20 protein-coding genes are annotated in these 19,964 nt (G+C 73.1%); 8 read left to right on the forward strand and 12 right to left on the reverse strand.

Features of this window, described 5'->3' with window-relative positions; translation table 11 throughout:
• Positions 1–132 precede the first annotated feature (132 nt).
• The 3 genes from AC0OO9_RS05290 to AC0OO9_RS05300 all read right to left on the reverse strand — a co-directional run bounded on the left by AC0OO9_RS05290 (position 133) and on the right by AC0OO9_RS05300 (position 3,592).
• A complete protein-coding gene (locus AC0OO9_RS05290) occupies positions 133–1,017 on the reverse strand; it encodes an acyl-CoA thioesterase (protein WP_132236419.1) in 885 nt (294 codons plus the stop codon).
• The gene (pyk, locus tag AC0OO9_RS05295) at positions 1,014–2,462 is read right to left on the reverse strand and encodes a pyruvate kinase (protein WP_366642117.1); all 1,449 of its coding nucleotides are present in this window, start codon (positions 2,460–2,462) and stop codon (positions 1,014–1,016) included. Before pyk ends, AC0OO9_RS05290 begins: the two co-directional genes overlap by 4 nt.
• A gap of 764 nt (positions 2,463–3,226) precedes the next feature.
• Positions 3,227–3,592, reverse strand: a complete 366-nt coding sequence (locus tag AC0OO9_RS05300) for a YciI family protein (RefSeq protein ID WP_484516007.1) — start codon at positions 3,590–3,592, stop codon at positions 3,227–3,229.
• A 274-nt stretch (positions 3,593–3,866) separates the two neighbouring features.
• On the opposite strand from AC0OO9_RS05300, the gene AC0OO9_RS05305 reads away from it, so the two are divergent.
• Together AC0OO9_RS05305 and AC0OO9_RS05310 are read left to right on the forward strand one after the other, a co-directional pair.
• Positions 3,867–4,493 carry a hypothetical protein gene (locus AC0OO9_RS05305; RefSeq protein WP_484516009.1) on the forward strand — a complete coding sequence of 209 codons (627 nt, stop codon included), beginning with the start codon at positions 3,867–3,869 and terminating at the stop codon, positions 4,491–4,493.
• 107 nt (positions 4,494–4,600) lie between these two features.
• Positions 4,601–5,473 (forward strand): aldo/keto reductase, encoded by an 873-nt coding sequence (locus tag AC0OO9_RS05310; protein WP_484516010.1) that lies wholly within the window; start codon positions 4,601–4,603, stop codon positions 5,471–5,473.
• Positions 5,474–5,523: 50 nt separating this feature from the next.
• Here AC0OO9_RS05310 and AC0OO9_RS05315 read toward each other — a convergent pair whose 3' ends face one another.
• Positions 5,524–6,354, reverse strand: coding sequence for an esterase/lipase family protein (locus AC0OO9_RS05315; RefSeq protein WP_484516012.1), 831 nt, complete (start codon positions 6,352–6,354; stop codon positions 5,524–5,526).
• A gap of 231 nt (positions 6,355–6,585) precedes the next feature.
• Positions 6,586–7,374 carry a TerC family protein gene (locus AC0OO9_RS05320; protein ID WP_484516014.1) on the reverse strand — a complete coding sequence of 263 codons (789 nt, stop codon included), beginning with the start codon at positions 7,372–7,374 and terminating at the stop codon, positions 6,586–6,588.
• A 191-nt stretch (positions 7,375–7,565) separates the two neighbouring features.
• Between AC0OO9_RS05320 and AC0OO9_RS05325 the strand changes: the two genes are divergently transcribed.
• The 3 genes from AC0OO9_RS05325 (at position 7,566) to AC0OO9_RS05335 (ending at position 9,956) form a co-directional block, all read left to right on the forward strand.
• Entirely contained in the window at positions 7,566–8,918 is a 1,353-nt protein-coding gene (locus AC0OO9_RS05325; protein WP_484516016.1) for a pentapeptide repeat-containing protein, read from the forward strand.
• Positions 8,919–8,970: 52 nt separating this feature from the next.
• A complete protein-coding gene (locus AC0OO9_RS05330) occupies positions 8,971–9,399 on the forward strand; it encodes a nitroreductase family deazaflavin-dependent oxidoreductase (protein WP_484516018.1) in 429 nt (142 codons plus the stop codon).
• A 74-nt stretch (positions 9,400–9,473) separates the two neighbouring features.
• Positions 9,474–9,956 carry a hypothetical protein gene (locus tag AC0OO9_RS05335; RefSeq protein WP_484516020.1) on the forward strand — a complete coding sequence of 161 codons (483 nt, stop codon included), beginning with the start codon at positions 9,474–9,476 and terminating at the stop codon, positions 9,954–9,956.
• Here AC0OO9_RS05335 and AC0OO9_RS05340 read toward each other — a convergent pair.
• From AC0OO9_RS05340 to AC0OO9_RS05355, 4 genes are all read right to left on the reverse strand, one after another.
• Positions 9,953–10,393, reverse strand: coding sequence for a hypothetical protein (locus tag AC0OO9_RS05340; protein ID WP_484516022.1), 441 nt, complete (start codon positions 10,391–10,393; stop codon positions 9,953–9,955). The two genes, AC0OO9_RS05335 and AC0OO9_RS05340, sit on opposite strands and share 4 nt — an antisense overlap.
• 5 nt (positions 10,394–10,398) lie before the next feature.
• Positions 10,399–10,845: a hypothetical protein gene (locus AC0OO9_RS05345; protein WP_484516024.1), complete on the reverse strand. Its 447-nt coding sequence runs from the start codon at positions 10,843–10,845 to the stop codon at positions 10,399–10,401.
• A 330-nt stretch (positions 10,846–11,175) separates the two neighbouring features.
• Positions 11,176–11,439, reverse strand: a complete 264-nt coding sequence (locus AC0OO9_RS05350; RefSeq protein ID WP_484516025.1) for a DUF6244 family protein — start codon at positions 11,437–11,439, stop codon at positions 11,176–11,178.
• A 232-nt stretch (positions 11,440–11,671) separates the two neighbouring features.
• Positions 11,672–11,890, reverse strand: a complete 219-nt coding sequence (locus AC0OO9_RS05355; protein ID WP_484516027.1) for a winged helix-turn-helix domain-containing protein — start codon at positions 11,888–11,890, stop codon at positions 11,672–11,674.
• Positions 11,891–12,182: 292 nt separating this feature from the next.
• On the opposite strand from AC0OO9_RS05355, the gene AC0OO9_RS05360 reads away from it, so the two are divergent.
• Both AC0OO9_RS05360 and AC0OO9_RS05365 read left to right on the forward strand, forming a co-directional pair.
• Entirely contained in the window at positions 12,183–12,380 is a 198-nt protein-coding gene (locus tag AC0OO9_RS05360) for a hypothetical protein (RefSeq protein WP_484516029.1), read from the forward strand.
• A complete protein-coding gene (locus tag AC0OO9_RS05365; protein WP_484516031.1) occupies positions 12,377–13,327 on the forward strand; it encodes a hypothetical protein in 951 nt (316 codons plus the stop codon). Before AC0OO9_RS05360 ends, AC0OO9_RS05365 begins: the two co-directional genes overlap by 4 nt.
• 422 nt (positions 13,328–13,749) lie before the next feature.
• Here the strand turns inward: AC0OO9_RS05365 and AC0OO9_RS05370 are convergent, their stop codons facing one another.
• The 3 genes from AC0OO9_RS05370 to AC0OO9_RS05380 form a co-directional block, all read right to left on the reverse strand.
• Positions 13,750–14,643: a hypothetical protein gene (locus tag AC0OO9_RS05370; protein WP_484516033.1), complete on the reverse strand. Its 894-nt coding sequence runs from the start codon at positions 14,641–14,643 to the stop codon at positions 13,750–13,752.
• The gene (locus AC0OO9_RS05375; protein WP_484516035.1) at positions 14,644–17,241 is read right to left on the reverse strand and encodes an FtsK/SpoIIIE domain-containing protein; all 2,598 of its coding nucleotides are present in this window, start codon (positions 17,239–17,241) and stop codon (positions 14,644–14,646) included.
• Positions 17,242–17,404: 163 nt separating this feature from the next.
• Positions 17,405–18,205: an SGNH/GDSL hydrolase family protein gene (locus AC0OO9_RS05380; RefSeq protein ID WP_484516036.1), complete on the reverse strand. Its 801-nt coding sequence runs from the start codon at positions 18,203–18,205 to the stop codon at positions 17,405–17,407.
• Between the two features lie 200 nt (positions 18,206–18,405).
• Between AC0OO9_RS05380 and AC0OO9_RS05385 the strand changes: the two genes are divergently transcribed.
• Positions 18,406–19,938, forward strand: a complete 1,533-nt coding sequence (locus AC0OO9_RS05385; protein ID WP_484516038.1) for a M1 family metallopeptidase — start codon at positions 18,406–18,408, stop codon at positions 19,936–19,938.
• Positions 19,939–19,964: the final 26 nt, after the last annotated feature.

Genomic DNA, 19,964 nt, shown 5'->3' on the forward strand with positions numbered 1-19,964 from the left:
CGGTGGCGATGCGCGGGCGGCGCCGGAGACGACGCTGGTGGCGAGCCCGACGGGTAGCCGCGTTCGACCTCGCGGCACAGCCGATGGAAGGTGGCGGCCTCGGGCCGGGCCGCGCCACGACGGTCGGGACGGTCAGTCGCCGACGCGGCGCAGCAGCCCCTCCTGCACGGCGCTGGCGATGTGGTGCCCGTCGGTGGTGAACATGCGGCCGGTGGCGAGCCCCCGGGCGCCGGAGGCCGACGGGCTCCAGCAGTCGTAGAGGAACCACTCGTCGGCGCGGAACGGCCGGTGGAACCAGAGCGCGTGGTCGAGGCTGGCTCCGACCACGCCGCCCGGGCCCCAGACCTCGCCGTGCACGGAGAGCACCGAGTCGAGCAGCGTCAGGTCGGAGGCGTACGTGAGCGCGCAGGCGTGCAGCAGCGGATCCTCGGGCAGCTTGCCGTCGATGCGCATCCAGACCCGCTGGTGGGGGTCGGCGGGGCGGTCGCCGGGGCGTACCCAGCCGGGCTCGCCGACGTAGCGGACGTCGATGGGGCGCGGGATCTGCGCCCAGATGCCGAGCCGCTCCGGGTAGCGGGCGAGCCGGTCGGCCATCGTCGGGACCTCGTCCGGCCCCGGCACGTCGGGCGGGGTGGGGGCCTGGTGGTCCAGGCCCTCCTCCGTCCGCTGGAACGACGCCGACATGAAGAAGATCGGCTTGTCGTGCTGTAGCGCCACCGAGCGGCGCACCGAGAAGGAGCGGCCGTCGCGGACGTTCTCCACCTCGTAGACGATCGGCTCGGCCGGGTCGCCGGGCCGCACGAAGTAGCCGTGCAGGGAGTGCACGAAGCGGGCCGGGTCGACGGTGCGTCCGGCGGCGACAAGCGCCTGGCCGGCGACCTGGCCGCCGTACACCCGCTGGGGACCGACCGGGGGGCTCATCCCCCGGAAGGTCATCCCGCCGGTGTGCTCCAGGTCGAGCACCTCCAGGAGCTGGTCGACCGCGGCCTGCCCGACCGCGACGTCCGCGTCGCTCACTGCAAGGCCCGCGCCGACGCCGCGTCGACCAGCGATCCGAGCTGGTGTACGCGCAGCGTGTTGGTCGAGCCGGGGGTGCCGGGCGGGCTGCCGGCGACGATCACCACGTAGTCGCCGGGGTTGGCCCGGTCGAGCCCGAGCAGCGCCTGGTCGACCTGCCGGAACATGTCGTCGGTGTGCTCGACGAACGGCATCAGGAACGTCTCGACGCCCCAGGAGAGGGCGAGCTGGTTGCGCACCTCGGGCACCGGGGTGAAGGCGAGCAGCGGCAGGTCGCAGTGCAGCCGGGACAGCCGCCGCACGGTGTCGCCGGTCTGCGAGAAGGCGACCAGGGCCTTGGCGCCGATGGCCCGGGCGATCGAGGAGGCGGCGACGGTCAGCGCGCCACCGTGCGTACGGGGGTCGTGCTGCAGGCGCGGCACGCCGATCGAGCCGGACTCGGTGGTGGTGACGATCTTCGCCATGGTGCTGACGGTGAGCACCGGGTACTTGCCGACGCTGGTCTCGCCGGAGAGCATCACCGCGTCCGCGCCGTCGAGCACGGCGTTGGCCACGTCGGAGGCCTCGGCGCGGGTCGGCCGGGAGTTCTCGATCATGGAGTCGAGCATCTGGGTGGCCACGATGACCGGCTTGGCGTTCTCCCGGCAGAGCTGCACGGCACGCTTCTGCACCAGCGGCACCTGGTCGAGCGGCAGCTCCACGCCGAGGTCGCCGCGGGCGACCATGACGCCGTCGAAGGCCAGCACGATCTGCTCCAGGCAGTCGACCGCCTCGGGCTTCTCCACCTTGGCCAGCACGGGGCGGTGCACGCCCTCCTCGGCCATGATGCCGTGCACCAGCTTGATGTCGTCCGCCGAGCGGACGAAGGAGAGCGCGATCAGGTCGACGCCCAGGCCGAGGGCGAACCGGAGGTCCTCGGCGTCCTTCTCGGACATCGCCGGCACACTGACCGCCACGTTCGGCAGCGAGACGCCCTTGTTGTTGGAGACCGGGCCGCCCTCGGTGACCAGGCAGCGGATGTCGTTGCCGGTGACGTCGGTGACCTCGACGGCGACCCGGCCGTCGTCGATCAGCAGCCGGTCGCCGGGCTTCACCTCCTGCGGAAGCTTGCGGTAGGTGCAGGAGACCCGCTCCTTGGTGCCGAGCACGTCGTCACCGGTGATGACGACCGAGTCGCCGGTGCGCCACTCGTGCGGGCCGTCGGCGAACCGGCCGAGCCGGATCTTCGGGCCCTGGAGGTCGGCGAGCACGGCCACGGGCCGTCCGGCAGCCTCGGCGGCTTCGCGGACCAGCCGGTACACCGCCTCGTGATCCTCGTGGCTCCCGTGGCTGAAGTTGAGTCTCGCCACGTTCATGCCGGCCTCGACGAGGCCCCGGATGCGCTCCGGCGACGAGGTGGCAGGACCAAGAGTGCAGACGATCTTCGCGCGGCGTGTCACGCCCATCAGGCTAGTCTCTCCTCCGGGTCTGGCTGTGGGCCGACCCCTTGCGGACTGCGGAACATTGTCCAACGACGCGCGTCACGCGCGCAGCCGGCGGGCGGAACCCACGCCGGAACGTTGAGGCGGCGGGCATCGGCGACCGCGCGCGGGGAATCGTACGCCCCCGGCGCGAACGGACAGCCGGGTGCTCCCCGCCGATCGACCGGCGACGGGAAGCAGCCGCCCACTCGTCGCCGCCCGATTGACGCGCGCGGTGGCCGGGATCCGCCACGGACCGCGTCACGCTGGACGGTGGAGGGCGCGCCGCGCGCACCCGGGACACCCGGACACCCGGACGTCCCAACCGGGCAGCTTCGGTAACGTCAGGTAATCGCATCCTGTTACGCCCTCGAAGTTGCTCTGCGTAACCGCCGACCAGCCGCGTAGCACGCCCTTCCGCCCCCCGTCGCCGACAGAAGCCCCTGAACAGCGGCTTTGCGGAATGCCTCGATCGCGTCACCCACCCTTCCCGCAACCCTTTGCTCTGCAGCCACATACGCACCGCTTACGCAACGTGTCCGGTGCCTATATGCCTGCAGAGCAAAGGGGAAACGGCGGGAGGGTCCGGCGGTGGAGATTGCCTACCCTGTGTGACTGCCGCGGTAGGGAGTGGCGTCTGCGCGTCTGCGCGGCTACGCGGCTCGACGGCACCCCAGCGGACGGCTTCGCGGGCGGGTGCGCCCCGGCCGCGCCGCCGGCTCCGCGTCCTGGCCGGCGGGGCGGGCGGGTCAGCTCTGCATCTTGACCAGCGGGAACTCCAGCGAGCCCTCCGGGCAGAGGAAGGTCAGCACGTCCACCCGGTAGAGCCCCGCCTGGACGGCCGGGTCGGCCTCCATCACGCTGCGCACGTCGTCCACGGAGCCGGTGCGGGCCAGGCCGAAGCCGATCGGCGGGTCCGGTTCGCGGGCCGGGCCGTCCACCGAGCCGGCGACCAGAATGATCCCCCGCCGTTGCAGGGCCTGCATGTGCGCGAGGTGCTCGGCCTGCAACCGCTGCACCGTCTCCGCCGGCAGCGCCCGCCCGGCCGCGCCGGGATACAGCACGATGCACTCGTACGTGTCGAGCGCGAAGTCGACCTGCGGCACTCCCGTCATGGCGCTCCCCTCCCGCGTCGCGCCGCACGCGGCGACGTGCGCTTGGTCGACCGGCGGGGCGAGCGCCCGTGGTCGACGTCGAGCCGGCACGGCCCAGCGTCGCACGGGCAGCCGGCCAGCACGGGTGCTCCGGGCAACTTCGTCGGCCGCCCGGCCCGGTTGCGGCCCGCTCGCGCCGTTTCCGCAGCCCGGTCGGCGCCGCTGGCAGGGCACCGGCGCTGCACACGGGGCGCGGCGGCCGGGCGCTGTCCGACCCCCGTCCTACGCTGCCGGCGTGGGCACGAGCTACCAGACGATCCTGGCCGTGGGCGAGCTGACGGAGATTCGCAGGGTGCTGACCGACGTCGGCACCGAGGCGTACGTGACGCAGGTCGGCGAGCGCCGGTGGGCGGTCGTCTCGCGCGAGGAGGAGGAGAGCGGCTACGCCGAGGTCGACGACCTGGCGCAGCTGATCACCCTGCTCACGCGCGAGCCGGCGGTCACCTTCGACGTCTTCGACTCCAGCGTCATGACCGCCACCCTGCATGTCGACGGCCGGGAGACGCACCGTTACCTCTCCGACCGGAGCTGGGTGACGGAATACTGGGACGACGACGACAACGAGGTCCTCGCCGGCTTCGACGGCACGATCTACCCACTGGACGCCCCGCCGCCGCCCGGCCCGAGCGGGGACGACCCGACCCTGTTCGTGCGGCTGGGCGTCGGCGCGGTCGACGTCGCCGCGCTCGGCGCGGCGCTGCGCGGGGAGGTGCCGCTCGACGACGCGCCCCGGCTGTTCGCCGAGTGCCAGCACGTGGCAATCCTCGACGCACTGGGGCTGGACCCGTGCCCGCTGACCCGGCCCTTCCGGCACACCCACCTCGACCACGTGCCGGCCCCGGTGCACGTGCGGCCCGGGTGATCCCGGTCTCGATCCGCCCCGGCGGTGGTGCGGGCGGCGATCGGCGGGAAAGCCTCCAGGTGGTGGGATCGACCGCCGGAGACGGACGACAGGATGGGAATCCACGCATGACGAATGACGCCGGCAAGCAGCCCGCGAAGGCCTCGGGGACGTACCGGATCGGGGGCGACCTCCAGGTCGACCGGCTCGGCTACGGGGCGATGCAGCTCACCGGCCCCGGCGTGTGGGGCGACCCGAAGGACCCGGCCGAGGCCGTGCGGGTGCTGCGCCGGGCGTACGAGCTGGGCGTGACGTTCATCGACACGGCCGACTCCTACGGGCCCTTCGTCAGCGAGCTGCTCATCCGGGAGGCCCTGCACCCGTACGCCGACGACCTGGTCATCGCGACCAAGGCCGGCCTGACCCGCTCCGGCCCCGGCGACTGGCGTCCGGTGGGGCGCCCGGAGTACCTGCGCCAGCAGTGCGAGCTGAGCCTGCGGCACCTCGGCCTGGAGGCCATCGGGCTCTACCAGCTGCACCGGATCGACCCGCAGGTGCCGCTCGCCGACCAGCTCGGGGAGCTGGCGCTGCTCAAGCAGGAGGGCAAGATCCGGCACATCGGCCTGTCCGAGGTGACCGTCGAGCAGATCGAGGCGGCCCGCGCCGTCACCCCGATCGTCTCGGTGCAGAACCTCTACAACCTGGCGGACCGCAGCGCGGAGGCCGTCCTGGAGCACTGCGAGCGCAACGACCTCGCGTTCATCCCCTGGTTCCCGATCGCCACCGGCAACCTGGCGCGGCCGGGCGGTCCGCTGGACGCGATCAGCACCGGACACGGCGCGACGCCCGCCCAGCTCGCGCTCGCCTGGCTGCTGCGCCGGTCGCCGGTGATGCTGCCGATCCCGGGCACGTCGTCGGTGGCGCACCTGGAGGAGAACGTGGCCGCCGCCGAGGTGCGGCTGACCGACGACGAGTACGCGGCCCTGGCCAGGGCGGCCTGACGACGTGGCCGTGGGGCGGGCGGCACACGGGCCGTCGCCCCACGCGAGCGCTACAGGGCGAAGCAGTTGGGGCGGATCGGCTGGTCGCGCAGGGCCTGCCGGATCACCGTGTAGGTGGTGCCGTCGAGCACCAGGCCGAGGTGCCCGACGACCCGCAGGGGGCACGCCGACTGGATCAGCACGTTTGTCACTCCGTCGGCCAGTTTGGCGTTGTCGACGGGGCGCACCAGCTCGTCCTGGAGGGTGCGCACCGCCGTCCAGCGGACCGTGCCGGGGGTGTCGTCGCCCGCGTTGAGGCCGGCGAGGAACGACGAGCCGATCGACATCTGCTGGCAGGCGACGATGCCGGCGCAGCTGCCCAGGCCGAGGAACTTCACGATGTTGGCCACGTACGTGCCGTACTGCGGGGTGCCGAGGCTGACGTAGCGGTCGACGCTGCTGGTCCCGCCCAGGCTCTTGATGAAGTACCGGGACACCAGGCCGCCCTCGGAGTGGGCGACGACGTCGACCTTGGTCGCGCCGGTCGACGCGCGGACCTGCCCGACGAAGCTGCTGAACGCGCGGGCCGAGGTGGGGATGTCGCCGAGCCCGAGGTTGGGCAGCTGGTAGACCCAGACCCGGTACCCGTCGACGCGCAGCCGGGAGGCCAGCGGCTCGTACGCGGGGGCGATGCCGCTGAGGCCACCGACGACGATGACGGGGTTACCTGCCTCGGCGGCGGCGATCTCGGCGGCGGTGCTGGTGACGCGTTCCCCGGCTACGGCGGCGGTGGCGCTTGCGCTGGCCGCAGGCCGGTCGGGGGCCGCGACGGCGGCGGCGGGGGCGGCGAGGACGGCGGCAACCGTGACGGCGAGGGCGGGGACGATCTTTCGGAGCAGCAAAGCTGCACCTCCCATGGAGGAACCCGGTGGCACCGGGCGGGGCGGGGGTGGTTCCGATCGATCGTGGACACGATGATGCCCGCCACAATCCGGAAACGTCAATGGAAAGTTACGCGCGGGTAGCTCCCCGCGTGGCCCCCGGCAACATCCCGCGCCGACCCGCCCTCCGTCCACCCACGACGAACGCCGCCCCCGCCCGGGTGGGCGGGAGCGGCGTCGGAGCCCCGTCGGTCAGCCGACCGGCGCCGTCGACTCCGGCTCAGGGTGGGCCTGGCCGTTCTTGACGTACGTCGGGTGCAGGTGCACCGGCTTCGCCTCCTGGCGCTTCTTGCGGGCCCGCAGGTTGAGGAACTCGACGAAGATCGAGAAGGCGATCGGGCCGTACACGTAGCCCTTCGGGATGTGCTGGTCGAAGCCCTCGGCGACCAGGCTGGCCCCGATGAGCAGCAGGAACGACAGGGCCAGCATCTTCACCGTCGGGTGCTCGTTGACGAACCGGCTGATGGCGCCGGCCGACACCAACATGACGATCATGGCGATGATCACCGCCGCGACCATGATGAACAGCTGGTCGACCATGCCGACTGCGGTGATCACCGAGTCGAGGGAGAAGACCACGTCGAGGACGAGGATCTGGGCGATCACCGCGCCGAACGAGGCGACCTTGCCCGACTTGGCGTGCTCCTCCCCCTCCAGGTGCTCGTGGATCTCGTAGGTGGCCTTGCCCAACAGGAACAATCCGCCCAGTAGCAGGATCAGGTCCCGCCCGGAGATCTCCTGACCCAGCACAGTGAACAGCGGTGCGGTCAGCCCGATCACCCAGGACAGCGACGCCAGCAGGATCAGCCGCGTCACCAGGGCCAGCGAGAGCCCGATCGTGCGGGCGCGGGCCTGCTGGTGCTCGGGCAGCCGCCCGGCCAGGATCGAGATGAACACCACGTTGTCGACGCCCAGCACGATCTCCAGCAGGAGCAGCGTCGCGAATGCGATCCACAGCTCGGGACTGGCTAGAAACTCCATGTCATCCTCGTCTTTCGCGACCGCCGCCGGGTCGTTCACCCGGTCCCACAACCAATCGTCGCCGCATGACGTACCCGCGCGGCCCGGCACCGCAACACGGAGCGGATCACGATCGCCTACGTACCCGTCCGGCGTCGCCGGAGCTCCCGCGGTTCCCACGTCGACCCTGGCGCGGTGGCATGCTGTGACCCGTGCGCCCGACCCCGCCCCGCGAAGAGCCGCTGCGGGTGATGCCGTGGTGGCTGGTGCTCGTCGGGCTGCTGGTCGCCGCGCTGCTCGGCTGGCTGGTGCTCGACTGGCTGCTCGGCGAGGCCGACCGCGCCGCCCAGCCGGACACCCGCGCGACGCTGCGCATCGACGCCATCCGCACCGGGCTGACCGTGGTCGCCGGCACCGGCGGCGGGCTCGCCCTGCTGCTGGCCGCCCGGCGACAGTGGATCGGCGAACGCGCCCAGCGGCACCAGGAGGCCGTCGCCGCGCAGGACCAGGCGCACCGGGAACGGGTGCAGGCGCACGCGGAGGCAATCGCCGAGGCCGGGCAGAGCCACCAGGAACGGCAGGCCGAGGCCGCCGAGCACGACGCCGCCGAGCGCCGACTGACCGAGCTGTACACCAGCGCCGTCGCACTGCTCGGCAACGACAACGCGGCCGTACGCCTGGGCGGCCTGCACGCCCTGGAGCGGCTCGGGCAGGACAATCCCGCCCAGCGGGAGACGATCGTGGCGGTGCTCTGCGCGTACCTGCGGATGCCGGCGCCGGAGGACGACGCGCGCGAGGCGGAGGTGCGCCGCACCGCCCAGCGGGTCCTGACCCGGCACCTGCGCGCGGACGACGACGCCTACTGGCCCGGGGTCAGGCTGGACCTGACCGGCGCCCGGCTCGACGGCTTCGACGCCGCCGGCTGCACGCTGGAGGACGCGGACCTCACCGGCGCGGTCTGCGCCGGCACCACCAGCCTGGCCGGCGCGACCGTGCGCGGGCGGCTCTCCCTCGGCGCGACCTTCGCGGACCTGGCCTGCGACGACCTGCGCGGCGACGCCGAGATCGTCCTCGACCGCGCCCGGATCACCGGCCGGGTCAGCTTCGACCGCGCCGACCTCGCCGGCGGGCTGTCGTGCCGGCACGCCACCGTCGCCCGGGCCTCCTTCCGGGGCGTCACCTTCCACCGGACGGCGAGCTTCGACGCGTCCCGCTTCACCGACAGCGCGACCTTCCGCGAGGCGGTCTTCCTGAGCGGGGTCTCGATGGACCACGCCACGTTCACCGGCTACGCCGGCTTCCGGCAGACCCGCTTCGCGGACCTGGCCCTGTTCCGGTGGACCGAGTTCGGTGACCAGACCTGGTTCGAGCGGGCCCGGTTCGAGGGGGCCTCGAACTTCGGCCGGGCCCGCTTCCACGGCCCGGTGACCTTCGACGGGGCGACGTTCGCCCGCCGTCCCCTGGTGGACCAGGCGCGGGCGACGACCGCCGGCTCGCACGTCTGGCCCGAGGGCACGACCGTCGCCCCGCTCGACGACGACTGGCTGCTGCTCACCGACCCCTGACCGTCCCTGCGCGGGGCCATCGCCGTCGCGGCGCGACCGCTAGGCTGGGCCGATGGGGGAAACCATTAAGGACAGTCCGGTCGAGTGGGTGGCCAGCCACGTGCAGCGCTACCTGGCGACCGATGGCGCCGACGGCGGGAAGTACCACGGCTACGACGCCCTGCTGATCACCACCCGGGGGCGCCGGTCCGGCACGCTGCGGCGCACCGCGCTCCTCTACGGCCGCGACGGCGACCGCTACCTGCTGGTGGCGTCGAACGGCGGCGCGGCACGGCACCCCGCCTGGTATCTCAACCTGTGCGCCGACCCGCAGGTGGAGGTGCAGGTCGGGGCCGAGAAGTTCCAGGGCACGGCGCGCACCGCCACCGCCGAGGAGCGACCCCGGCTGTGGCAGGTGATGACGGAGGTCTTCCCGACGTACGCCCGCTACCAGCAGGAGACCGAGCGGGAGATCCCAGTGATCGTGGTCGAGCGCGCCTGATCACCACCGGCCCTTCTGTTCACGCCGTCAGCAGCCGCGCCGCCGGGCTGGCTGGCTGGCTGCTTGCTGGGCTGATGACAGGACGATTCGGCAATCGGGACACCTTCGGCGTCGAGGTCGGCGAGACCCTGTCTCCCAACCTTCGCGTCGTCGACCTATGGGCGGCAGGCAAAAAGCTGACGACCCATGACAACGTGGCCCACGTACCGTCTCTCTGCTACTACATGCGCACTGCGGCAGCGCATGTACGCCGGCGCGCGATTCAGTCCTGCCCCTCTCCCGAACAGTCACCGGAGGAGATTTTCCGGCGGCTTGAGGCCGACGAGACAGACTTCCGCGAGCAGTACTGGTTCATGCAGTGGAGCGAGATCGTCGACAACGTGTCGTGCTACGCCTACCTCGACGATGACCTGGTGATCGTCTTCGCGTTCCGGCGAGCCGACCATCCCTTCCCTGAAGACGTGGGCAAGGTCTTCGTCGCCAGAATCGCACCAGACGAATTCGCGGCCGCCTTGGACCAGGCGACTGACCTGCTGCACGACGAGCCGGTGGGCTAGCCGTCTCGATCCGAAACCGCCACGGTTCCAAGCGCCGTTGCGAGAAGCGGCCCCTCGCCCGCCAGGTCGGCGGCGACCAGCACGTTGACGGCGACGCCAGGCTCAGCAAGCCAGAACGCCTGCAAGTCGTCACGAAGTCCCGCACCGTCACCGCGCATGAACTCGGTCAACGGCCAGTCGTCGGGATCGCGCTCGTGGTACTCGGTGAGGAAGTCGCGCAGCGCGGCAAGGTCGGTCAGCCGCTCGCCCCGCAGGACGTGGACGCGCAGGTCGACCTGGTGACCGTCGTCGATCTGCCGTTCCCAGACCCGCGTGGCGAACCGGACGTCGTCCCATTCGCTGGCGAAGTCGGAGACCTCGGTGCCGACGTCACCCGGCACCTGCCGGATGTGGAACCCGTCCAGCACCCCACCGTCACGCGTCACCGGCTCGGACACCCAGCTCATCCCGCCGCCTCGATCGCCGCCTCCACCTTGTCCAGATAGTTGAACCACCACTCCCCCTCGCCCTGAGGACGTGAGGAAAGCAGGCTGCCAGCGACGACGAACGCAAGCAGAACAGCGGCCTCCGGCTCCAGTGCATCGGTCAGGGGTTGCCCACCGAGAACCTGGTTGAGATACCGCTCGACCTCGCTGTGCGAGAGTGGAACCCATCGTTCGGACTCAGCAACGGATGCGGCAACCTCGTGGACCTCCTCCAGGGAAGGTCGCCTGCCGTAGGCGTCAACCAAGGTGTAGTACGTGATCGCGACGAGCAACTCCAGGGCATCACGGCGGGAGCGGTCGTCGGGGAAAGATCGGAGAGCGGCGTCGAATTCCTCCGATTGCTGCTTGACCACATGGTGCAGCGCTGCCCGCACCTGCTGCTCGACGCCCTCATCGATCCGCATCTGACCCTCCTCGCGTTTGTCGTCTCGCGCGTAATGCCTTGACGGCGCTCCATGTCGACACGCCAGCCAACACCATGCCACCCACAGCCTTCGGTAGTACCGGAAGGAATTCCACGAAGGTGGACCACACGAAGGTCGCGGTCGTCCCTCCAACGGCCACCGCCTCTGAGCTGACTCGCTCTCGGCGGGCTGGAGGGGGCGCCTCGCGCCGGTTAACCGATCTTGTACCTCTATCGAAGGGGCGTTCGACTGCGGTCGACCTGGCACCGTCCGGAATAGATGGTCGAAGCACCACGGGTGGTTGGCTGGTTATGCCGCCACCACCCGTGCTCAGTTTCCCAGCGCGCGTACCTTGGCGATCGTCTCCTGCACCTGCTGCTTGGCCGGCTCGCTTCCCTGGGCCGCCCGCATCAGCGCCTCGCGGTACGAGTCGATCATGCCGATCAGCGGCCCGGCCCCGATGCCCTGTAGTGCACCCGCAACGAGCTGCCGCGCCTCGGCCGCGTCCTGGGCAGCCGCCGCCGTCTTCGCCTTCGCCTCATCCAGCTTCTGCGACGCCGCCGCCAACCTGGCGATCATCTCCGCTGCACTCACACGCCCTCCCCCGGTTCCTGACGGGCCGCGCCCCGCACGAGCGACGGCCACAGAGGAGAGTACGAGATCAACGTACCGAGCGCGACCGTGCGATCACCTGAAGACAGCACCGGCGACTAGATCTTGGAAATCTCCGGCCCTACTGAGGGCCGAAAGCTGCCAAGATCTACGGAAGTCCGAGACGCAACCCGGATCGTTCAGCGGCGGCAGTGCTGAACCACACGCTCGGACGTCACTCGTCCACGACGAAGACGCCGACACCCTGAACGCCCTCGATCAGACCCTCGGTACGCAACTTGAAGATGGCCTGGCGCACGGTGATCGCAGAGACCTTGTGCTCCGAACACAGCTCAGCGGTCGATGGCAGTTTGGCTCCGGGTGGCAGCTCACCCGACTCGATCTGAGCGCGCAGATGGTCGGCGAGCCGCTCCCACTTGGGTTTGGCGGGCATGTGGACTCCCTGGTCAGCACCGCTATTTGATCACGTCGACGCTTTACATGGCAAGAAATGACCTCCTATGCCGATCAGGCCTTGCTTTGAATGGGCGCACATGTAAAGCTGTCTTTCGGCCGGCTCCCCTGGTCAGCAACCACGGAGTTGGTTCTTCCCCACCGCACAGAGCGCCCGGCCGGTCGATCCCCCCGGTCGGCCGGGCGTGCCGTGGCCGCCCGCACGCGGCCCCGGCTGGATTCCGCACCGCCAGCGACGGACGGGAGACACCCTCGTGCCCTACGAACCAAACATGCCACCCGGCGAACACACCCCACCCACCAGCGGCACGGAATTCGCGTCGGCGCAGGACGTCGAGGACGCGGACGACGTGCTGTTCGCCCACCCGCCCCGGCCCGTGACGCGCTGGATGTGCGGGTGCGGCGAGCCGTACCCGTGCCCGGAGGTGAGCTTCGCTCGCCTGGTCAAGCACGCCAGGGTCACCCTGTGAACGCCGACGAGCTGCGCCACCACGTCCTGTGCGAGCTGGTCGAGGCGCGGCGGACGGTGGTCGAGCACGACACGGAGGCGTACACCGGGATCTGCCGCAGGTGCGGACGGCCCGGCCCCTGCGACGTGCAGCGCGCCGCGCGGGCCCGGCTCCGTGACCGGCGCGACGCCCCGCCGCCGATCCGCCCGGCGTCGCCAGTGCTGCCGGCGCCCCGAGGCCGGCCGGCGCCACCGGAGTTGCCAGGGCACGCGCGTGCCGTCGATCGGCTTCGGGACGCCTGGCTGGCGACCATCGCGGCGGCCGACCGGGCCGGCGGGCTGCTGCACGGCACGGGACCGCCCGGCCGGCGGCTGCCCTGGCAGGACGCCGTGACCGAATGCTGGCGGGCGCTGAGCCTCGTGCACGCCGGGCTCGGCGTGGCCCGGGCCGGTTCCGGCAGCGCCGGTGACCTGCTCGCCGGGCTGCGGGCGGCCCGCGCCGACGCGGACCGGGCCGCCGCCGAGGCCGCCAGGACCCGATGGTGGCTGGCGGCAGCCGAGGACCGGATCCGCCGCAGCCACCACCGGGAGCGTTCCGACCCCACCGGCGGGGGCGCCCTGCCGCAGCGGCCCGGCGCGGCGCGCGATCTGAGCGACCTGGCCGCGGCGAGCCGGTTCCGGGCGGCCGTGGCCCGGCTGGACCTGGTGGCCGCGCGGTTGGCGCACGGCGGCCGGGCCATCGACCGGTGGGCGGCGGCCCTGGCCGGCACACCGGAGCCGGCACCCGCGCTGCCGCCCCGGCGGGTCGCTCCAGCGCGGGCGGACGCATCAGCGACCGCACGGGCGACGGCACAGGGGGCACAGGCCGCCGCCGACCTGGTCGTCGCCAACGCCAGACGGCACGACCGGCGGGCCGGAGCGGGCCTGCCGCGCAGCCGACAGAAGCGAGGAAGGTGGCACCGCCCATGACCGACGACCCGACGACCGCCCTACGGAGCCTGCTCGACGGGCGGCTCGGCCGGCACGACCGCCGGTTGCGCCGCTTCACCGAGCCGCAGTGGCTGCGCTACGCCGACCTGCTCGCCGGGGCGCTGCTGGTGGCCGCGCGCCGCCGGTTCGTCGCCGGGCAGGACCGCGCGCCGCTGATCAGGTTCGTCGCGGCGGCCCGGGAACGCTACGACCTGACCGGCGTGGACGTCGACCCGACGCTGGCGGAGGCGCTGCTCGGCGCGGCTTTGGGCGAGCGCCCGCCGCCGCCCGGCACCGCCCCGGCGGTGACCGCCGGCACGGTGCTGCTCCTGGCGCTGCTGGAGGACGAAGGGCTCACCCCCGCCGAGCTGGACGCCTTCCTCGCCGCCACCGAGACCGCCGCCCGGCGCGACGGCGCGGCGTCAGCGCAGGGCGCGGAACATCAGCAGGTAGCCGCAGTAGGCCAGCGGGACTGCCAGGAAGCAGATCAGGATGCCCAGCAGGGGGTAGCGCGGCGGCGTGCCGACGACCACGGCGGGCGTGCCCCAGCGACCGAGGATGAGCCACCCGGCGATCAGCGACACGGCGGGCAACCCGGCGCACATCCACGTGTAGAGCGTGCCGAGGCCGAGCGCCCCGACGCCGGAGGCGAGCACCATGACCAGCATCAGCAGCACGCCGACGCCGGCACAGCCGAGATAGACGGCGAGCGCCCGGGCCATCGGTGACCAACCCGGCAGGAGCGCCGGGCGCTGGGCCAGCAGCTCGACCTGCTGGCCCAGCCGGTCGGCCTCGTCGGCCCAGCGCCGCGCCGACTCCAGCTCCGCCGCCGGGTCCAGCTCCCCGGCGCGCGGCGCGGGCACCCCGCCCGGCACCGCCAGCGCCGTCTCCCCCGGGCTCCCCTGGGGGTACGCCCCGACCCCCGGCCGCCCCGGCACGGCGGCTGCGCCGCCGATCGATCCCGTCCCCGGTGGCGGCAACCCGTCAGGCCGCCCGGCCGACGGCACCCCGACGGCCGACGGGCCGCCCGACGTGGGCGCAGTCGCCACCGGGCCGCCCGACGTCGGCGCAGCCGGAACCGGGCCGCCCGGTGGGGCGCCGGGGGCGGGCTGGCCGGGGGGCGGGGGTGGACTGCCGATCGTGTGGCCGATCTGGTCGAGGCGCTGCCCCTGCGCGGTGAGCCGGCGGTCGAGGTAGTCGACGGCGGCGTGCAGGTCCCGCTGGCGGGCCGACTCGGCGGCGGCACCCTGCTCGCCGGCCTGCCGCTGAGCGGCGAGATGACGGGCCAGCGCCGCGTAGTCCTCGAAGGTGGACACTCAGCTCTCTCCGTCCGGCGGGTGCCCGTCGCGGGTGAACGGCACGATGAGGCGTACCCGCTGGTCGTGCCGGTCGACCAGCAGCGCCCGGTCGGCGCGCGGCTCGTAGGCCAGATCGTGCACGCCCAGGTGCAGCCCCAGCTCGGCGCCGGTCACGTTCAGCGCGACCAGACAGGCCACGTCGTCCCGGTTCTGGGTGCCACCGAGGTCGTCGGCGAGCCGGCGCAGGCCGCGCCACCAGCCCAGCAGGTGCACGCCGCGCCCCGGCCCCTGACGGAGCAGGGCACGCAGGTCCTCGTGGGCGGAACGGAACGTCACCGGATCAGCGGCGGCGAGCACGGCGGAGGCGGCGTCCATCCCGAACACGACCAGGTAGCTGCGGCCCGGCCCCGCACCCGTGGATCCCGCCGCGCCGGCCGTCGCGTCCGGGCCGGGCGCCGCGTGCGGGGCGGGGGCCGGCGCGGCCAGCGCCACGATCCGGTCGCGCAGGGCGTGCGCGTCGAGGCGTTCCACGGTGTGGCCGGCGGCGACGAGCGCGGCGACGGTGTCGTCGACGGCCGGGTCGGCGGCGGCCACGAGGGGTGCGAGCAGGAACAGCGCCTCGCCGGGGCCGTGCTGGCGGGCGAGGCTGAGGGTGGCCGCGCGCAGCACCTCGGCGGCGGTGACGGCGGTGCCCACGACGGCCAGGTGCCGGCCGGGACTGGTGTCCATCATGAACAGCGCGGACGTGCCGTCCATGTCGACGGTGCGGCCGACCAGCGCCAGGGGACGCCGGCCGCCGGGGCGCAGACCCGCGAACGTGGTGTCGTCCTCGACGCGGGCCCCCTCGTAGCCCCGGAACACCGACGGCGGACGGGCACCCGCCGGGCGGGCCTGCCACAGCTCGTGGCGCAGCCGGGCCAGCACGCCGGATTCGGCATGCGCATCGGGAAAGCGGACGACCGAGTCGGCGCCGGCGGCCCCGGCGGCGGTGTTGAGCACGGCGGTGCCGACGCTCAGGGTGGCGGCGGAGGGGTTGTCGCGGTCGAGCACGCCGCCACCTCCGGGCAGTGCCACCCGCAGGGCGAACTGCCCGAAGACGGCCTCGGCCCGCCCGTAGAGGGCCTCGATGCCGGTCGTGCTCTGGCTGGCCAGCACCAGGTGCACCCCGTAGGAGCGGCCCTTGCGGGCCAACTCCTCCAGCAGGTCCACCGACTCGCGGGCGATGGCGTCCCGGCCGGCCAGCAGCACCTGGAACTCGTCGACCACCGCCACGACCCGGGGGGCCGCGACGTCGGCGGGCAGGTCGGCGAGCTTCGTGACGCCGTGCCGCTTGAGCAGGGTGGCCCGGCGGTTCAGCTCGCGGCGCAGCTCGCGCAGCACGGCGACGCCGTACTCGCGGTCGCTCTCGATGCCCACCGCGCGGGCGTGCGGCAGCCAGGCGGGGTCGCGCTCGGTCGGCACGAACTCCGTGAAGCTCACGCCCTCCTTGAAATCGAGCAGGTAGAGCTGAAGCTCGGCCGAGGAGTAGCGGGCGGCCAGCCCGTAGAGGACGTCGAGCAGAAAGACCGTCTTGCCGCCGCCGGTGCGCCCGCCGACGAGCCAGTGCGGGGTGGCGTCGTCGAAGGCGACCGTGACGGCGTCCCGGCCGGCGCGCCCGACCACGGTACGCAGGCCAGCCCGGCCGGACTCCGTCCACCGGTGCGGGGGCAGCAGCTCGGCGAAGCCCACGGCGGCCTGGCGGCGGACGGCGGCGTCGAGGTGCTCCGCGAGGGCCGACACGGCCGCCGGCGGCGGATCGCCGTCGAGCAGCACCGGCACGGCCAACCCGCTGCCGTCGGGGCTGAACGGCGCGCCGGGCGGGTCGCCGACGTGGGCGTACCCGTCGGGGGTCAGGCGCAGCGCGGTGGTGGTGCCCAGCGGCGGCGGTGGGGTCGCCGACGGCCCGGACGACCAGCCGCCGACCAGGACGCAGACGGCGGCGGCCGGGCCGGCGTGGGTGAGCGCGGCGAGCCGGGCGGCCTCCCGGGGCGACGGGGCGGACGCGGCCACCACCAGCAACAGCTCCTGGTCGACGCGGTCGCCGTTACGGGCGGCGCGGGCGTGCCGCTCCGCGTCGTCGAGCAGCGCGGCCACCTCCGCCTCGGTGGTGGCGGGCGGGTCGAGCACCCCGGCGTCGACAAGCGGGCGCAGCGGTCCGAAGGTGGCCCCGAGGGCGGCGGCGTCGAGCCCGGCGACCCGCAGCCCACCGGGCGGCGCGGTGGCCAGCATCCGCAGGACGACGGCCCGCAGCAGCGCTGCGGTACGCGGGTCCCGGGCGTCGACGTCGACGGACAGGTGATGCCCGCCGCCGAGGGGCACCAGCACGGGGAACCCGCCGCCAGCGGTGATCGCCTCACCGAGGCGGACCGGCCGGGGCGTACCGGTCAGCGGGGTGCCCGGGGCGGGGGCGGCGAGCGCGCCGCCGACGCGGGCCAGCCGCGCGACCAGGTCGGGGTCGGCCGCCGGTGGGGCGGGCGGTGGCGCGGCACGCCACGCGGCGCGGGCGTTCTCGAGGTGGACGCGGGCGGCCCGGTGGGCGGCGACCGCCTGCCCGTACGCCGACGCGAGCCTGCCCACTTCTCGCTCCCGTCGCCGTCGTCCCACCTGATCCACAAGGACCCTAACGGACACCGGCGACACCGGACAGTGACGAAGCCGGGCGCGTCGGCTGAGGTGTAAGGGAGGTGCCCTTCCTATCGCCTAGGCGACAGGAAGGGCACCTCCCTTACATGTGGGGCGGTCAGCCGGTGACGGCGTTGAGGGCCGGGAGGTAGCCGTACCGGTAGCCGTCGGCGTTCGGGTGGTACGCCTCGATGACGCCGCTGACGTCGCGGATCCACGGGTCGGCCGCGCAGACCCCGTGGCCGGCGAAGTAGGGGCGGGTGTCGGCGAACGTGGCACCGGCCGCGGCGGCCCGGCCGGAGATGACGGTGGCGAGCACGTCGGCGGCCTCGTTGAGGATGGTCCGCTTGTAGGTGCTCATCGCCAGCAGCCCGCAGGAGCCGGTCTCGAACAGGCGCGGGTAGCCGAGCACGATCAGCCGCGCGTTCGGGGCCCGGTTCCGGATCGCCGCGTACGTGGCGTCCAGCCGGCCCGGCAGCGTGGTGGTGGCGAACGCCTTCGACTCGTTGACGGCGTTGGTGCAGCTCGACGTGCTGCCGAAGCGGCAGCTGGTGATCACGTCGGCGAAGCCGGCGTCGTTGCCGCCGATGGTGATGGTGACCAGGGTGGTGCTGGCGCTCAGCGAGCCGACCTGGTTGTTGATGACGTCGGAGGTGACGGCGCCGCCGCACGCGGGGAACGTGAAGCTGGTGACCGCGTTCGCGGCGGCCCACAGCGGGGCGTACGACTTCTGGCTGCGCAGGCAGGTGGACGGGTCGTACGGGCCGGCGCCGACGCCGGAGGAGTAGGAGTCGCCGAGGGCCACGTAGTTGACGGCTGCGGCGGCCTGGGCGGTGCCGGGGGCGAGCAGCGCACCGAGGGCGGCGGTGGACAGGGCGACCAGCGCGGCGAGGGCACGGGCCAGCGGGCGGTGGGGCATGAGGGGACCTCCACGGGACAGGGGGTGGTGGGCCCGGTGACCGCGCGCGTGGCCAGGGACGGGGGCTTGTTACCAGGCGGTAATGCTATCGAAACATTCAGATCAATGGAATGGGTCGGATCGGGCGACGGGACCGACAGGTTCACGATCGTCGATTAGGTTGGCCGGTGCGTACACCCCCGACGGAGGGAGTCCACCCCGTGCGACGCGCTCTCACGGCGGCCATCGCCGCCCTGACCGTCACCACCGCCGGCGGCCTGGTCGCCGGCACCCCCGGCCAGGCCGCCCCACCGGCCCTGGGCCGGCCCGTCCCCGCCGCCGCACCGCAACCCGGCGGCCCGGGACTGGGCGACAGCTACTTCCCCGACTACGGCAACGGCGGCTACGACGTCCAGCACTACGACGTCCGGCTGCGCTACGACCCGGCCACCGACCTGCTAACCGGCACCACCACCATCCTGGCCCGGGCCACTGAGGACCTGTCCCGGTTCAACCTGGACTTCCTGCTCGACGTCGAGTCGGTGCGGGTCGACGGCTGGCAGGCCACGGCCACCCGGGAGGGCGTGCACGAGCTGGCGGTCACCCCGCGCCGCGCGATCCCGGCCGGCAGGCAGCTCACCATCGTGGTGCGCTACTCGGGCGTGCCGTCGGAGACGCTGGTCGGCGGCTACACCGGCTGGACCCGCACCGCCGACGGGGCGATGGTGGTCAACGAGCCGGAGTCGGCCTGGTGGTGGTACCCCAGCAACGACCACCCGCAGGACAAGGCCACCTTCGACGTCTCCGTCTCGGTGCCGACCGGCGTCGAGGTGATCAGCAACGGCGTCCAGCCCCGCCCGCCGCTGGCCGAGGCGGGCAACCGCACCCGGTGGAGCTGGCGGACCACCTCACCCACCGCCACCTACCTGTCGTTCCTCGCCATCGGCCAGTACGACATCGTCACCGACACGGCGCCGAACGGACAGCCGGTGGTCAACGCGTACAGCGCCGGCCTCGGCGAGCTGGGGCCGGCCGCGCGGGCCAGCATCGGGCGCACGGCCGAGGTCGTCGAGTGGTGCAGCGGGATCTTCGGGCCGTACCCGTTCGAGGCGCAGGGCGGCGTGGCCGGGCCCGTCGACGGCATCGGCTTCGCCCTGGAGACGCAGACCCGCCCGGTGTACGGGCCGGGCTTCTGGCGCCGGGGCGCCAACACCTACGTGGTGGTGCACGAGCAGGCCCACCAGTGGTTCGGCAACTCGGTCTCGCTGACGGACTGGAGCGACATCTGGCTGAACGAGGGCTTCGCCTCGTACGCGGAATGGCTCTGGTCGGAGGAGCAGGGCGAGGGCACCGCGCAGGAGCTGTTCGACTTCACGTACGCCAGCTACCCGGCCGACGACGGGTTCTGGCAGGTGCCGCCGGGCGCGCCCGGACCGGGCAGGATCTTCGACGCCGCGGTCTACGACCGGGGCGCGATGACCGTGCACCAGCTGCGGCTGGCCATCGGCGACGAGGCGTTCTTCGCACTCCTGCCGGCCTGGACGGCCGCGCACCGGCACGGCAACGCCACCACCGCACAGTTCCAGGCCCTGGCCGAACGGATCTCCGGTCTGGACCTGGATGACTTCTTCACCACCTGGCTGCTCACCCCCGGCCGTCCGGAGGTGGCTGGCGCGGCCCGCAAGGCCGGCCCGCCCGCCGAACCGAAGTCCTGGACCAAGCTCCGCGAGTCGCACCAGCTCCTGACCCGCTGAGCGGTACGCCGGTGCCCACCCGGATC

It is taken from the genome of Micromonospora sp. USAFONa4 (assembly GCF_057197825.1).

Bases quoted from the DNA above. Each gene is read 5' to 3' on its own strand.
- AC0OO9_RS05360 (WP_484516029.1), top strand. From the start codon at position 12,183: ATGCCACCCGGCGAACACACCCCACCCACCAGCGGCACGGAATTCGCG.
- AC0OO9_RS05300 (WP_484516007.1), bottom strand. From the start codon at position 3,592: ATGACGGGAGTGCCGCAGGTCGACTTCGCGCTCGACACGTACGAGTGC.
- AC0OO9_RS05330 (WP_484516018.1), top strand. From the start codon at position 8,971: ATGGGGGAAACCATTAAGGACAGTCCGGTCGAGTGGGTGGCCAGCCAC.
- AC0OO9_RS05355 (WP_484516027.1), bottom strand. From the start codon at position 11,890: ATGCCCGCCAAACCCAAGTGGGAGCGGCTCGCCGACCATCTGCGCGCT.
- AC0OO9_RS05380 (WP_484516036.1), bottom strand. From the start codon at position 18,205: ATGCCCCACCGCCCGCTGGCCCGTGCCCTCGCCGCGCTGGTCGCCCTG.
- AC0OO9_RS05320 (WP_484516014.1), bottom strand. From the start codon at position 7,374: ATGGAGTTTCTAGCCAGTCCCGAGCTGTGGATCGCATTCGCGACGCTG.
- AC0OO9_RS05310 (WP_484516010.1), top strand. From the start codon at position 4,601: ATGACGAATGACGCCGGCAAGCAGCCCGCGAAGGCCTCGGGGACGTAC.
- AC0OO9_RS05335 (WP_484516020.1), top strand. From the start codon at position 9,474: ATGACAGGACGATTCGGCAATCGGGACACCTTCGGCGTCGAGGTCGGC.
- pyk (WP_366642117.1), bottom strand. From the start codon at position 2,462: ATGGGCGTGACACGCCGCGCGAAGATCGTCTGCACTCTTGGTCCTGCC.
- AC0OO9_RS05345 (WP_484516024.1), bottom strand. From the start codon at position 10,845: ATGCGGATCGATGAGGGCGTCGAGCAGCAGGTGCGGGCAGCGCTGCAC.